13 protein-coding genes are annotated in these 14,506 nt (G+C 41.7%); 3 read left to right on the top strand and 10 right to left on the bottom strand.

Going from position 1 to position 14,506, the window contains the following annotated elements; all coding sequences use genetic code 11:
• Nucleotides 1-97: 97 nt before the first annotated feature.
• The 5 genes from C5Z26_RS10470 to groES all read right to left on the bottom strand — a co-directional run bounded on the left by C5Z26_RS10470 (nt 98) and on the right by groES (nt 6,609).
• Nucleotides 98-997 carry a phosphate ABC transporter substrate-binding protein gene (locus tag C5Z26_RS10470; RefSeq protein WP_105449892.1) on the bottom strand — a complete coding sequence of 300 codons (900 nt, stop codon included), beginning with the start codon at nt 995-997 and terminating at the stop codon, nt 98-100.
• A gap of 314 nt (nt 998-1,311) precedes the next feature.
• The gene (locus C5Z26_RS10465) at nt 1,312-2,409 is read right to left on the bottom strand and encodes a glycosyltransferase family 4 protein (RefSeq protein ID WP_105449891.1); all 1,098 of its coding nucleotides are present in this window, start codon (nt 2,407-2,409) and stop codon (nt 1,312-1,314) included.
• 163 nt (nt 2,410-2,572) lie between these two features.
• Entirely contained in the window at nt 2,573-4,408 is a 1,836-nt protein-coding gene (locus C5Z26_RS10460) for an APC family permease (RefSeq protein WP_105449890.1), read from the bottom strand.
• A 235-nt stretch (nt 4,409-4,643) separates the two neighbouring features.
• Nucleotides 4,644-6,269, bottom strand: coding sequence for a chaperonin GroEL (gene groL / locus C5Z26_RS10455; protein ID WP_105449889.1), 1,626 nt, complete (start codon nt 6,267-6,269; stop codon nt 4,644-4,646).
• Between the two features lie 55 nt (nt 6,270-6,324).
• Nucleotides 6,325-6,609 carry a co-chaperone GroES gene (gene groES, locus C5Z26_RS10450; RefSeq protein WP_105449888.1) on the bottom strand — a complete coding sequence of 95 codons (285 nt, stop codon included), beginning with the start codon at nt 6,607-6,609 and terminating at the stop codon, nt 6,325-6,327.
• A 190-nt stretch (nt 6,610-6,799) separates the two neighbouring features.
• Between groES and C5Z26_RS10445 the strand changes: the two genes are divergently transcribed.
• A complete protein-coding gene (locus C5Z26_RS10445) occupies nt 6,800-7,435 on the top strand; it encodes a CPBP family intramembrane glutamic endopeptidase (RefSeq protein ID WP_105449887.1) in 636 nt (211 codons plus the stop codon).
• Between the two features lie 52 nt (nt 7,436-7,487).
• Here C5Z26_RS10445 and C5Z26_RS10440 read toward each other — a convergent pair whose 3' ends face one another.
• A complete protein-coding gene (locus tag C5Z26_RS10440; protein ID WP_105449886.1) occupies nt 7,488-8,144 on the bottom strand; it encodes a redox-sensing transcriptional repressor Rex in 657 nt (218 codons plus the stop codon).
• Nucleotides 8,145-8,310: 166 nt separating this feature from the next.
• Between C5Z26_RS10440 and C5Z26_RS10435 the strand changes: the two genes are divergently transcribed.
• Nucleotides 8,311-10,293 (top strand): ABC-F family ATP-binding cassette domain-containing protein, encoded by a 1,983-nt coding sequence (locus C5Z26_RS10435; RefSeq protein WP_105449885.1) that lies wholly within the window; start codon nt 8,311-8,313, stop codon nt 10,291-10,293.
• Nucleotides 10,294-10,367: 74 nt separating this feature from the next.
• Here the strand turns inward: C5Z26_RS10435 and tsaD are convergent, their stop codons facing one another.
• The 4 genes from tsaD to tsaB are packed head-to-tail and all read right to left on the bottom strand — an operon-like array spanning nt 10,368 to nt 13,162.
• Nucleotides 10,368-11,405, bottom strand: a complete 1,038-nt coding sequence (gene tsaD / locus C5Z26_RS10430; RefSeq protein WP_105449884.1) for a tRNA (adenosine(37)-N6)-threonylcarbamoyltransferase complex transferase subunit TsaD — start codon at nt 11,403-11,405, stop codon at nt 10,368-10,370.
• A 12-nt stretch (nt 11,406-11,417) separates the two neighbouring features.
• Complete coding sequence (gene rimI / locus C5Z26_RS10425) at nt 11,418-11,879, bottom strand: ribosomal protein S18-alanine N-acetyltransferase (RefSeq protein ID WP_105449883.1); 462 nt, start codon at nt 11,877-11,879, stop codon at nt 11,418-11,420.
• On the bottom strand, nt 11,872-12,453 hold the full coding sequence (gene rimI / locus C5Z26_RS10420; RefSeq protein WP_105449882.1) for a ribosomal protein S18-alanine N-acetyltransferase: 582 nt from the start codon (nt 12,451-12,453) through the stop codon (nt 11,872-11,874). The genes rimI (C5Z26_RS10425) and rimI (C5Z26_RS10420) overlap by 8 nt, the downstream gene beginning before the upstream one ends.
• Entirely contained in the window at nt 12,437-13,162 is a 726-nt protein-coding gene (tsaB, locus tag C5Z26_RS10415; protein ID WP_105449881.1) for a tRNA (adenosine(37)-N6)-threonylcarbamoyltransferase complex dimerization subunit type 1 TsaB, read from the bottom strand. Before tsaB ends, rimI (C5Z26_RS10420) begins: the two co-directional genes overlap by 17 nt.
• A gap of 294 nt (nt 13,163-13,456) precedes the next feature.
• Here tsaB and C5Z26_RS10410 point away from each other — a divergent pair, with 294 nt between their 5' ends.
• Nucleotides 13,457-14,503: a phosphate/phosphite/phosphonate ABC transporter substrate-binding protein gene (locus C5Z26_RS10410; protein WP_105449880.1), complete on the top strand. Its 1,047-nt coding sequence runs from the start codon at nt 13,457-13,459 to the stop codon at nt 14,501-14,503.
• Nucleotides 14,504-14,506 lie beyond the last annotated feature (3 nt).

Below are 14,506 nucleotides of genomic sequence, written 5' to 3'. Positions count from 1 at the left end.
GCCAGCGCTCAACCTTTTATTCTCTCGACATACAAAAAGACTGTAAAACCAAATTGGTTTTACAGTCTTTTTAGTTTGCTTAAACGCTACGCAACGGTTATTTCAAAGTCGTAATTTTACCAGAAACACCACGGTCAACCTTCATTGAAGTCAATGGAATATAACCTAATTTTTTAACTAGACTACCTTGAACATCCTTTGAGGTCATATAAGTTAAGAAAGTCTTCAATTCACCAGTTGGTTGTCCCTTAGTATACATATGTTCATACGCCCAAATCTTCCACTTGTTATTGGCAACGTTCGCTTCAGTTGGTTTAACGTTATCAATTGATAATGCTTCAACATCCGTCTTAACATATGAAAAGGCTAAATAACTAATTGCCCCTGGCGTGGTCGAAACAATTTTTTGAACGGTCCCATTCGAATCTTGTTCTTGGCTAGTCGCAACTTTAGCGTTATCTAGACCCCATTTTTCGAAAGTTGCCCGCGTCCCACTACCTTGAGCCCGGTTAACCACGGTAATTTTTTCGTCCTTACCACCAAGATCTTTCCAATTGGTCACTTTACCTTGGAAGATTTGGACAAGTTGGGCCTTGGAAACATTAGTCACACCAGCATCTTTATTGACAACTGGTGCCATCCCAACGACGGCAACTTTATGATCAACTAAGCCTTTAGCATCTAATCCCTTTTGTTCTTGTGCGAATAAATCAGAGTTACCGATATTGACTGAGCCCTTAGCGACTTGACTCAAACCAGCTCCAGAGCCACCGCCTTGCACATTAATCGTCACATTAGAATGTGCATTCTGGAATGTTTGTCCAGCCTGTTCAACTAATGGTTGCAACGCGGTTGAACCAGTCGCCACAATCTTAGTAGTCTTAGCTTTACTGCTACTACTGGTAGCCTTAGTGCTAGTTGCAGAACTACTCCCACAACCAGCTAATAAGATGGTCATTGTTACGGCTAGTGCCCCTAATGTCACTGCTTTTTTCATAATCGAAACTCCCCTTTTTAATTTTGACTGTCATAATTAAAGCAATCAATGCGGCTAAATCAAAATAGCAAGTCTGGGTAGGAAGTGCTAAATGTGATACGAGCATGATCACCGTTTGATTTGAACAGTTCATTGATTGCTAATGGAACAGTTTTAATACTACTGTTCCTTTGTAAATTAAGAATAGCGATTATGTAAATCCCTTGTATTGTTTTCGTAAAGGCTATTTAAGTAAACTTAGTGCCTGCTAAAAAAATAAACAGATTGGCTCACCATTACTGGTCAACCAATCTGTAACAAATCAAGCCTTTAATTTAATGATTACTCTTAGACGTAAAGCGTGCCACTGTTCGTTTGATCCAATTGAGTAAGGGCTGCCGATGATCCCCGGCCAGACCAATCGCTTCAACAAACAGTTCCAGTCCCAACAATAACCCAATCGTTAGTAAAACCGATCCGCCAATTGACGAAATCGGGTAAAGCAACGAAATAAACGAAAAGATCAAGGCAATCCCATAAATCACCATGACGGTTTGCCGATGAGTTAATCCTAATTGCATTAACCGATGGTGGAGATGATGCTTATCGGCCTGCGAGATTGGCTTTTTGTTTAAAATCCGGCGAATCATCGCATAAACTGTATCCGTAATGGGGACCCCTAAAATCATTACTGGAATCCCAACTGAAATCAACGTGACATTTTTTAGACCAAATAGTGAGAACACAGCCGTCATAAAGCCGATGAACAACGATCCTGTATCCCCTAAATAAATGCGGGCTGGGAAAAAATTGTAAGGTAAAAAGCCCAGCATTGCCGCCACTAATGTAAAAATCAATAGGGAAACAAACGTGTTGGCGTTTAAGAAAAAGAAACCAATCACCCCAGTAGTACTCAAAGCAATAATTGAAACCCCGGTTGCTAACCCATCCAAGCCATCAATTAAATTAATCGCATTCGTAATGGCTAAAATCCACAATAGCGTAATTGGCAAACTCATCCAATGAAAGTGAATTAAACCAATAAACGGGAACGTAAACGTTGTCATCTTAATGCCACCAATGAAGTAAACTTCTAAGGCCGCTAGCGTAATTCCTAACATCTTTTGACGCGGCTTTAATTCAAAAATATCATCAATAATCCCAGTTGCTAAAATAATCACTTCGCCACCCAATAATGCAAAAAACAAGCGACTTGGAAATTGATGCATTAAATAGAGCATGGTGGTCCCAATGGTATAAGCAATAAAAATGGCAAGCCCACCCATCGTTGGCATTGAAATTTTATTGACTCGGCGACTATTAGGTTTATCGACTGCCCCAATTTTAAACGCAAGTTTTCGCACAAACGGCGTTAAGATGGCCGAGATCATCATTGTCGCCATTAAACAGACTAAGATTTCAAATTTAATCATTTGCGCGCAACCCCTCTCTCATGACTTACTGATAATTATACAAATCTCTGTCGACCTTGACAACTTGATTCAATGAAACTTAGGAAAGGCAACACATTTCATTCACAATTTAGCCAAAAAACGACGCGGTAAATGGTCAAGCCATCACCGCGTCGTTAGCTAATTACTCTTTTAAGTGATAATTATACGTTGAAACAATAATATTTTCACGCGCGTTCAAAACTGCCCGTAACCGTAAACTCGTTTGGTTATGCAAAATATTCTGCCAAGGCTTTTTCGGTACAAATTGTGGGACCAAAACCGTGGTTGAAAAATTACGTTCGGCCGCCCGCTTTGCAATAACATCGCAAAAACGTAAGGTCGGTGTTGCAATGGATCGATAAGATGAATGAATATCCACAAATCGAACATCTGGAAAAGTCGACTTGAACTCAGCCGCCGTCTTATGTTCTTTTTCCGGATTTTCATCAAACGACACGTGCATGGCAATCACATAATCACCAATTGAACGAGCGTAATTGACAGCCGCAGCAGTCACTCGTGTCACATTTGAAACTAAAACAATCACGGTTGCACCATCGTAATCATGCAACTCCGCTTTTTCTTTGGCAATCACCCGTAACTGTGCAGCAACGCGATTATAATGCACATGAATCCGATAAAACATATACAGTAACAGTGGCATCACAATTAAGTAAGGCCAGACGTTGCCAAAATGTAAGGCAAACAAAAAGACAACTAATACTAAGGAAATTAAGGCACCTAACAAGTTAACTGCCGCCTTTATCCACCACCATTGACCTCGTTCTCGTAGCCAGTGAATAATCATGCCAGATTGTGATAAGGTGAATGGCACAAAGACCCCGACCGCATATAGCGGAATCAGTAAGGTTGTTTTGCCATGGAAAATAAAAATCAACGCAATCGCGCCAACCGCTAAGGAGATAATCCCATTGGAATACCCTAATCGATCACCACGATCCATATAGGCATGTGGCAAAAACTTATCTTTGGCTAAATTGTAAGCTAGTACCGGAAAAGCTGAAAAACCAGTATTTGCCGCAACTGCTAAAATCAATGCCGTTGCTAATTGTAACAAATAGTAGAACAAACCATGTCCAAATACTGCAGCGCCAATTTGTGATAAGACCGTATTACCGGCCTGTGGTTTAATACCCAAGAAATAACTTAAGTAAGTAATCCCACCAAAGAAAACGGCCAAAATAATCGCCATAATGGCTAAAGTATTCGCAGCGTTACGCCGTTTTGGTCGTTTGAAGTTAGGCACCGCATTACTAATGGCTTCCACCCCAGTTAACGATGATGACCCCGATGAAAAGGCACGGAAGAACAGCACTAAGGTCATGCCTTGCACGGGTGCCCCCATTGCTGCTGACGCATGATAATCCAAGTTACCACTAGCGATATTCATAATTCCCCACATAATCATCCCAACAATCATAATAATAAAGAAGTACACGGGAAAAGTTAAGAAGGCGGCAGATTCACGCATTCCACGTAAATTTAAAGCCATAATAGCTATGACAATTAACACTGAAATCAAAACTTGGTAATGCACTAACGCTGGTACCGCCGACGTAATGGCTTCGGTCCCTGAAGTTACCGAAACTGCCACGGTCAACATATAATCAACCAGCAACGAACCTCCAGCAACTAACCCCGCCGGTCGCCCCCAGTTCGTACTTGCAACCACATAAGCCCCACCACCAGATGGATAGGCTTTGATGATTTGGCGATAAGACATCGTAATAGCAAATAACAAAATTAAAACTAAAGCTGCCACATATAATTGATACATCAAAGCTGCCGCTGACAAAGTAATCAAGACGGTCGTAATCTGTTCAGTACCATAAGCCACTGATGAAAGCGCGTCTGAGGACAGCAGCGCCAGTGCCTTGAACTTAGTGAGTGCTTGCCCACCCTCATCCATGGTTTTTAACGGTTTACCAATTAGCAACCGTTTTAAATAACGCCACATGCTAATAACTCCTTTATCCAAAAAATAATTATTTTCAAGTAAGTGATAAGTCAAATTAGATTCTACTACTTTAAATTAGTAAATACTACACGTTTCGTCCATCACATTATTTTTTTTGCCGTTACTCACAGAACTCACAGCCAGTGAGTGACGCCCCCAGCCGATTCCAGTCGTCAGCATGCTTGACGACTAAAAAAACACCCACTCGATTGAGTAGGTGTTTTGAACAACAAACTTACATCATACCGCCCATGCCTGGGTTTGGTGCTGCAGGTGCTGCGGGTGCTTCTGGAGCTGGTTTTTCAGCAACAACGGCTTCAGTCGTTAATAATAACGCTGAAACTGAAGCAGCATTTTGTAATGCTGAACGAGAAACCTTGGTTGGATCCACGATTCCGGCAGCAATCATGTCGCCCCATTCGTTGGTTGCAGCATTGAACCCAACGCCTGGTTTTTGTTCCTTAAGCTTTTCAACGATAACTGAGCCTTCTAAACCAGCATTTTCAGCAATTTGCCGTACTGGTTCTTCAAGTGCACGCTTAACAATGTTAATCCCAGTTTGAATATCGCCGGTTTCTTTCAAAGCATCAACCGCTTTGATAACGTTAACGAAGACAGTCCCACCACCAGGTACGAAGCCTTCTTCAACAGCCGCACGGGTCGCATTCAAGGCATCTTCAATCCGGTACTTACGTTCTTTTAATTCAGTTTCAGTTGCGGCCCCAACACGGACAACGGCAACCCCGCCAGCTAATTTAGCTAAACGTTCTTGTAATTTTTCTTTGTCGAAATCAGAAGTGGTTTCAGCAATTTGGTTACGGATAAATTCAACTCGTTCGCTGATGGCATCTTTATCGCCAGCACCTTCAACGATAGTCGTGTTATCTTTGGTAACTGTTACTTTGTTAGCTTGACCTAATTGATCGATAGTAGCATCTTTCAATTCAAGGCCCAAGTCATCAGTGATGACAGTCCCACCAGTTAATACCGCGATATCTTGTAATTGTTCCTTACGACGATCGCCAAAGCCAGGTGCTTTAACCGCAACAACGTTGAAAGTCCCACGCATTTTGTTTAATACCAAAGTTGGTAAAGCTTCGCCAGAAATGTCATCGGCAATAATTAACAATGGCTTGCCTTGTTCAACAATTGATTGTAGTAATGGCAAAACATCTTGGATGTTAGAAATCTTCTTATCGGTAATTAAAATGTAAGGATTGTCTAAATCAGCTTCCATTTTATCGTTATCGGTAACCATGTATTGTGATAGGTAACCACGATCAAATTGCATTCCTTCAACCACGTCCAAGCTAGTATCAACACCACGTGATTCTTCAATAGTGATAACGCCATCATGACCAACTTTTTCCATCGCTTCCGCAATCAACTTACCCGTTTCTTGGCTAGCTGATGAAACGGCTGCGATTTGAGCGATATCTTCTTGCGTCTTAACTTCATGGGCCATTGAATGCATGGCGTCAACGGCAGTCTTCGTTGCGGCTTCAATCCCGCGCCGAATCCCAACTGGGTTAGCCCCAGCAGTAACGTTCTTCATGCCTTCGTTGACGATTGATTGCGTCAATACCGTTGCAGTAGTAGTCCCATCACCGGCAATATCGTTAGTTTTTGAAGCGACTTCAGAAACTAACTTAGCACCCATATTTTCAAAATGATCTTCAAGTTCAATTGCCTTAGCAATCGTCACCCCATCATTAGTGATGGTTGGTGAGCCGTATGATTCTTCCAATACAACATTACGACCCTTAGGACCTAAAGTTGATTTAACGGTGTTAGCTAATTGGTCAACACCTTTGAGCATTGCTGAACGTGCGTCTTCAGAGAATTTTAATTCTTTAGCCATTATTTGTATTCACCTCATAAATAAATTTTGTTTTAATTACTATCAGTTAAATGGATTAGTCTTCAACCGCGACAATATCTTTTTCGTGTAAGACTAGATAAGCTGACCCTTCGTACTTAACTTCAGTACCTGCGTACTTGTCAAACAATACTTGATCGCCGACTTTCACGCTAGGTGCAACCTTTGAACCGTTATCTAAAATCCGGCCATCAGATACAGCAACAACCTTACCACTTTGTGGCTTTTCCTTAGCATTGTTGGCAATAACAATACCACCAATCGTTTGTTCTTCTTCTGCTTGTTGTTGTAAGATGACACGATCACCTAATGGTTTTAACACGTGAATCCCTCCATTTATTCTTTTTTAGCACTCACAAACATCAAGTGCTAATCACAAAGATAACTATATCATTTTAATTCAAGAATGCAAGTTATTTGTCAATAATTAGTCAAAGAAAGTCAAATCGATTATAATGAACTTACTTAAGTCAAATCTGACTCGAAATTTTATTATTAAAGGACGTGAGCTAATGGCTAATCGCCGCCAATCGCTGACAGTTTTAATCGTCTATTTTATCATCTATGCCCTACCTACTTTATTAGCCCAAGGATTCCATCAACTTGGATCTTGGATTTTCTTAATTCAAACTTTAGATTACTTACTTGGCGCTATCATTTTAGGATGGCTCGCTTGGCGAACTAAAACGCCAAATGCCGTCGAACAGCACCCTAAAAATTGGGTCAGTACGGTTTTATGGGGAATTATCGGCGTTGTCTTAGTGCTTGTCGGTCAAGTCGTTATTTTACGCTTGACGCAACTACTCGGCCAGTCAACGGCCTCGGCCAATACCAATACGTTACTCACAATTGGTCAGAAATACCCCTTCTTCTTACTGGCAGTGCTCGTTGGAGCGCCAATTATGGAAGAAATCGTCTTTCGTAAAGTTATTTTCGGTAACCTAACGACCGTTACTGGAACAGTCGGTGCTGCGGTTATTTCTAGTTTGTTATTTAGTTTTGCTCATGCGGACGGTCATTTAATTTTATATGCCTTTATCGGCCTCCTCTTTTGTTGGCTATACCGGCATACTGGTCGTATTCAGACATCGATGATTGCCCATATTTTAATGAACGTTGTCGCAGTTTTACCCTTATTTTTAACTTAAAATAACTAAAAGACGCAACCATTTTTTTGGTTGCGTCTTTTGCTAGCTAATATTATTCAGCTGATTTATCGCCAAGTTGTTCCCCATAATGTTCAATAAAATAAATTAAGGTTTGCAATTCATTCGTTAAATCAACATTTTGAACCCGAATCGTCTCGGGAACTGAAATGCGTAATGGGGTAAAGTTCATAATTCCTTTAACGTTAGCATCAACCAGTTCATCTGTAACGTCTTGAACGACTGAAGTTGGCACCGTTAAAATGGCAATTTCAATTTGTTGTTCAATTAATTGTTTCTTTAATTCCGCCATCGGATAAACGGGAACGCCGCTTTGGACCGTATTGGCAATTGATTCGTTGACATCAAAAGCTGCTGAAATACGGACATTACTATTTTTATGAAAATTAAAATTAAGTAACGCATGGCCCAAATTACCGACCCCAATCAAGGCGACGTTAGTTAACGTGTCTTGATTTAAAATTTTCTTGAAAAATGCCAAGAGCTTTTCAACGTCATAGCCATACCCGCGTTTGCCTAATGCCCCAAAATATGAAAAATCTCGTCGAATCGTAGCTGAATCAACTTTAACTGCTTCTGACAGCTCCGTTGACGAAACCCGTTTCTTGTCAGCATCTAATAAAATGTTCAAATACCGATAGTATATCGGTAACCGCTTGGCCGTTGCCCGTGGAATTTTTGTTTCTGCCATTTGACGACCCTCCTTATCAAAAGTTTGTGAATTTGCTGACACTATTCTAGCATAATAGGCCACTTTGTGAAATAATATTTACTTATTCTTCCCTTTCACTAGGGCTAACAACGACAATATGCTACAATTATTTGACGAATCCACCTCGAAAGGAGTTTAAAAAAACGTGATTTTACTACAAGTACAGCAAGTCATGCGGCGTTTTGGCGCTGATGTCTTGTTCGATAACGTACAATTAGATATTCAGGACCATGCGCGTGTCGCCTTAGTTGGTCGCAACGGGGCTGGTAAATCAACTTTATTAAAAATGATTGCCGGTGAAACCGTCCCTGACGAAGGTCAAATTTCAATGCGTAAAGGCTTAACTATCGGCTATTTGGCTCAAGATCAAGGTTTAAATAGCGCCCATACAATTTGGGAAGAAATGAGCAGTGTCTTCGCTGAATTACATCAACTAGAAGCTCAAATGCACCGCTTAGAAGCCCAATTAAGTGATCCTGAAGTTATTGCGGATGACCCGACTTATCAACAAACTTTAAAGACTTATGACCAAGTTCAAACTGAATTTCAACAAAAAAATGGTTACGGTTACCAGGCCGAAATCCGGGGTGTCTTACATGGTTTCCAGTTCAATGCTGATGTTTATGATAAATCCGTTACCGAACTTTCCGGGGGCCAAAAGACCCAGTTGGCGCTTGCCAAACTACTATTGGAAAAACGGGATTTGCTCATTCTGGATGAACCAACCAACCATTTGGACGTTGAAACGCTCACTTGGCTCGAAAGTTATCTTCAATCTTACACGGGCGCCTTGCTGATTGTGAGTCACGACCGTTACTTCTTAGATCGGGTCGTCAACGAAGTCTACGATCTATCCCATCATGAAATGGTGCATTATACTGGCAATTATGATCAATATGTCCAACAAAAAGCGGCCCGTATTCAAGCAGAATGGAAACATTATGAGAAGCAACAGACCGAAATCAACAAATTAGAAGACTTTGTTAATCGGAATATTGTGCGGGCTTCAACTACCAAGCGCGCCCAATCACGGCGAAAACAACTCGAAAAAATGACGCGTTTGGACCGTCCCGAAGGTGATGAAAAGACCGCCCACTTTGGTTTTCATGCAGCCAAACAAAGTGGCAACATTGTCTTAACCGTCAAAGATGCAGCGGTGGGCTATCAAGATCAAATCTTGTCAGCACCGGACACATTAAACATCAAAAAACATGAAGCCATCGCCATCGTGGGACCCAATGGAATTGGTAAATCAACCTTGCTGAAAAGTATTCTGGGTCAAATTCCATTTATCAAGGGGCAAGCGGTCTTCGGGACCAATGTCGTTACCGGTTATTACGATCAGGAACAAAAGAATTTGCATGCTAAAAAAACCGTCCTTAGTGAACTTTGGGACGAACATGCGACCACTCCTGAAAAAGATATTCGGACCATTTTAGGCAGTTTCTTGTTTACTGGTGCCGATGTCGATAAATCAATCGGGTCCTTATCCGGGGGTGAACGGGCCCGTTTACTACTGACCAAGTTAGCTATGGAAAATGATAACTTTTTAATTTTAGACGAACCGACCAATCACTTGGATATTGACAGTCGTGAAGTATTGGAAGTTGCACTTAACGATTTTGATGGCACGCTTTTGTTCGTCTCACATGACCGTTATTTCATTAATCAAGTTGCCACCAGTGTCGTTGAAGTATCCCCAACTGGCACAGAATTATTCTTAGGTGACTATGATTACTATATTGATAAAAAGCAGGAACAAGCTGAGTTAGCTGAATTGGCCGCTAGTGAAGCGGCGGCTAATGCCACCAGCGCCACGACCACTGCTATCAGCGAAGCTGGCGCACCAGTGAGCCAATCCAAGGGACAGCAAACCTATCAAGCTAGCAAACAACAACAGCGAACTAAGCGCAAGTTAGAACGTTCAGTTGCGTCCCTGGAACAACGAATGAGTGACTTAGAAACTGAGGCTACTGAAATTCAAGAACAGATGTCACAACCAGCCGTCTTTGCTGATGCGACAAAATTACAAGAATTTCAACAACAATTGGAACAAGTTAACGCCACACATGAACAGGCCGAAAATGACTGGACTGAACAAGCTGAAGCTTTGGAAAAGCTAGTTTAATATAAAAAGACCGCTACCAAACAGTCGTTGCAAGTTGTAATTTCTTGCAGCGACTGTTTTAGTAACGGTCATTTTTAGTGAACCATATTAGGCATCCAATCAAATTCTAAGCTTGGATCAGCATTTAACGTCGCATCACCAAACTGCTTATGTTGATATTGCACATAAGCGGCGGCACCAATCATGGCCCCATTATCACCACATAATTTTAAAGGCGCTAATAATAATTCCGTATTTGGAAACTTGACTGGTAAAACCTTTTGTAAGCGTTCGCGTAACCCTTGATTAGCTGCAACTCCGCCAGCTAATACCAATTGTTTAACCGGGTACTTTTCTAAAACGCGCATCGTTTTGCTCGTTAAAACATCAACCACGCTCGCTTGAAAACTAGCCGCTAAATCATTCTTATCCAAAGTTTCACCAATCTGATCAGCATGATGAACCGTATTGATAAAAGCACTCTTTAACCCACTAAAACTAAAATCAAAATTAGCTTCATCAATCATGGCCCGCGGAAACTTAAACGTATCTTGACCTTGATGCGCCATTTCATCGATCACTTTTCCGGCTGGATAGGGCACGCCTAAAACGCGACCGATTTTATCATAAGCTTCACCAGCGGCATCATCGCGAGTTTCGCCGATAATTTCAAACTGACCATCCGCTTGCATATAAACTAATTCTGTATGTCCCCCAGAAACGAGTAAAGCCATCACCGGAAATTCAAACGGCTTAATAAACCGGGCCGCATAGATATGCCCCGCCATATGATTCACTGGAATCAAAGGTAAATGATGCGCATAGGCCACCGTTTTAGCGGCATTTACTCCGACCAATAACGCGCCCACTAAGCCCGGACCATACGTTACTGCAACGGCATCCAAGTCATCATAAGTGACCTTAGCTTCTGTTAAAGCTGCTTCAATACATAATGTAATTTGTTCAATATGATGGCGACTGGCAACTTCTGGTACCACACCACCGAACCGTTTGTGACTATTAATTTGAGTCGCAATCACGTTTGACAGAATCGTTTGTCCATCCGCAATCACGGCAACACTCGTTTCATCACAACTAGATTCAAAGGCTAAAATTAAATTTTGCTTTTCCACGCGTTATCATCCTCAATTAATAATTTTTCGCATAATTAATGCATCTTCACGCGGTTGCTGATAATACGCCTTCCGCGTTGATAGTTTCGAAAAACCACACCGAGCATATAACCGTTGCGCAGTGTGGTTACTATCACGAACTTCTAAAAAAACCTGACTAGCTATGGGTAACTGGCGCAAGACAGTTTGTAACATGAAAGTTGCTTGTCCCTGACCTTGATAAGCTGGCACAACGGCTACATTAGTAATTTCAACTTCATCCAACACCTTCGTTAAGCTGATAAACCCAATCGGTTGTCCCGCCACCACTAAGAGCTGATAAAGTGATTGGGGCATTGCTAAATCCGCCGCAAAAGTTGTTAACCGCCAAGGGGCCCCTTGGGGATAGGCCAACTGGGCTAACTCAAAACACAGCTTAGCTACAGCTGATTCAGTGGCATAAGCTGAACTGGCAATTAACTGTCGATCAGTCATTAGCGGCCGTTACCGGTAAATGATACGTCATATCAAGCGCATCTTCATGATCACCAAAATAATACCGTTTCTTAACGCCAGTTTTTTCAAATCCCAAACTTGTATATAACCGTTGGGCATTCACGTTACTAGCCCGAACTTCTAAGGTTACCGTCCGATAATTTAAATACCCAGCACGTTCAATCATTGTTGTCATCATGTACCGACCTAACCCTTGATTTTGAAAATCAGGATGGACGGCAATATTCGTAATGTGCGCATCTTGACGCCGATCATCAAAAGCACAGCCACAAAAGGCACATAGCCGATCTTCATGACGCATGACAATATAAAAGCGACCACTTTGACGGCGGAGTTCCGTTTTAAAGGCATTTTCATCCCAAGGGGTCTTACCCGCATAAACGGCGCGCTCAATGGCTAACATTTCTGGAACATCTGTAATCAGCGCCCGCGAGACATAGTACCCGGTCGGACCAACTTGCACAACGTGATTATCAATCGTCATTATTTTTTGACGGCGTTGACTACGGTTTTTCGTTACTCTCTGAAAGTACTGCTTAAATCTTCTCAACATATGGGGCATGGTCCTCTTTCGGATGTTTGGCTAGCCATTCGCGTTCTGCTTGCGTTAGCCGTAAGTAATTGGGCACAAAATTGTGTAGCTGTTGGACCGGAGTGGCCGTTAAGCCTAACAAACCGAGTACAGCTGCCTGCGGTAAATCTAATTGTGGTTGGGCACGAACAAACCGATCACCAAGTTGCGCACTGAGCGTCGCTTGCGTAATCGCCACATCGGCGCCAATAAAGACAATTGATTCTTGATATGGCGCTAATTGTTGACACCACTCAGTCACACTCACATGCTGATCTGCAATCACCGGCACTGGTCGCTGATGCACAATCCGATAGAGTCCTGTGAACAAGTTATCACGCCGAGCATCGAATACTGGTACCACTAATTGTCCCTCTTTAACCACATTGCCGGCCAAAGCTGCCAGACTAGAAATACCCACTAATTCTTTATTTAATGTATACGCCAACGTCTTGGCAGTCGTGACCCCGATTCGCAAGCCTGTATATGACCCGGGTCCCGCGGCTACCACCACACGGTCCAACGCCGCTGCGGTTAAGCCCGCCTGCGTAATTGCTGCTTCAATAATTGGTAATAACGTACTACTATGATTGCGACCAACATTGGTTGTCGTTGTGGCGAGGACTTTAGTGTCCTCTAAAACAGCCACGCTTAACGGTCGGTTGGACGTATCAATTGCCAACACCTTCATAATTTTAAAAAACTCCTCATTTTGAATTACTTCACATATCTTATCATAATTTGCTTACTTTGAAAGCTATCCCTTCGTTTTCAGGCTAGTCATAAGCAAATCATCAGCTTTTTATAAAAAATCTAATCTTAGCACCATTTAATCCCCTGACGACCCCTAAATATTTACGATGTAATTAATCAGTAAATTTTATTTACATAACCTATACGTATTATTCACCGATACTTGTAAACACTTTTACATTCACTTGCTATGCTACACAGGTAACTAAATTACTTGGAGGTATTTGAAATTATGTCAAAGATTAGTAAGTCACTTTTAGGGGTTTCAATGATTTCAGTTTTAGGGTTAGGCTTAGCCGGTTGTGCCAGTGGGACTAGCACAAAGAAAAGTAGCAGTGCCAACAAAGGAACTATTTCCGTGGTCTTCTATCCTAATGAATCTGCTAAAAGTTTTTCTGGCTCACGAGCAGCTTTGAAAAAATCCATCGAAAAAGTCACTGGTAAGACTGTTAAGTTACAAACAACCACCGATTACAATGTTGCCATTCAAGCCATCGCTTCAGGTAAAGCTCAAGTGGCTTACATGGGGGCTAATGGTTATATCCAAGCTAATCACCTTAGTAAAGACGTGCAACCTTTTGCCGCCCAATCTGATGCCAAAGGCACTTTAAAAGACGCCTCATACAATTCTTACTTAATGGTACAACAAAAAGACGCGCACAAGTACCAAGTCGACGGCAAATATAGCATTAAAAATGTTAAAGGCAAACGGATGTCTTACGTTTCTAACAGTTCAACTTCTGGTTTTCTAGTGCCAACCGCTGAATTAACCCGCGAATTTAAGATTAAGAGTAAAGACAAAGATACGTTAACTCAAAATGGTGAATTCTTCAGCAAGGTTCTTTATGGCGGCTCGCATCAAGGTTCTGCAGTGAACTTAATCAAGGGCGACGTTGATGTTGCAGCCTTTGATGATACTGACTTAATGCCATACCTTAAAGTAACTAGTGGGTCATGGAATAAGCTTGGTTCAACTTTCACGGTTAAAGATGATGCTGAAGCACCATTCAATACCCTTAAAGGTCAACAAGTTGTAAACATCGCCAAAATGCCAGTCCAACAGGGCCCATGGGTTTACAACACGAAGACGCTCAGCAAGACTGACCAAAAGAAGATTGCGGATGAATTCACTTCAAAATCTTTCGCTCAAAATAAAGCTATTTTCTCAGCTCCCGGTGCTAAAACACCAAAACTATTCCCTAAGCAATCTAACAAATCACAATTAGTTAAGGTCAATGATAAATGGTATGCCCCAACCCATAAACTAGTTGGTTATTAAACC

This window comes from Lactobacillus sp. CBA3606 (assembly GCF_002970935.1).
Taxonomy (GTDB): Bacteria; Bacillota; Bacilli; order Lactobacillales; family Lactobacillaceae; genus Lactiplantibacillus.
Note: the sequence above shows the minus strand (reverse complement) of the source record. Positions and strands in the feature narration are given on the sequence as shown.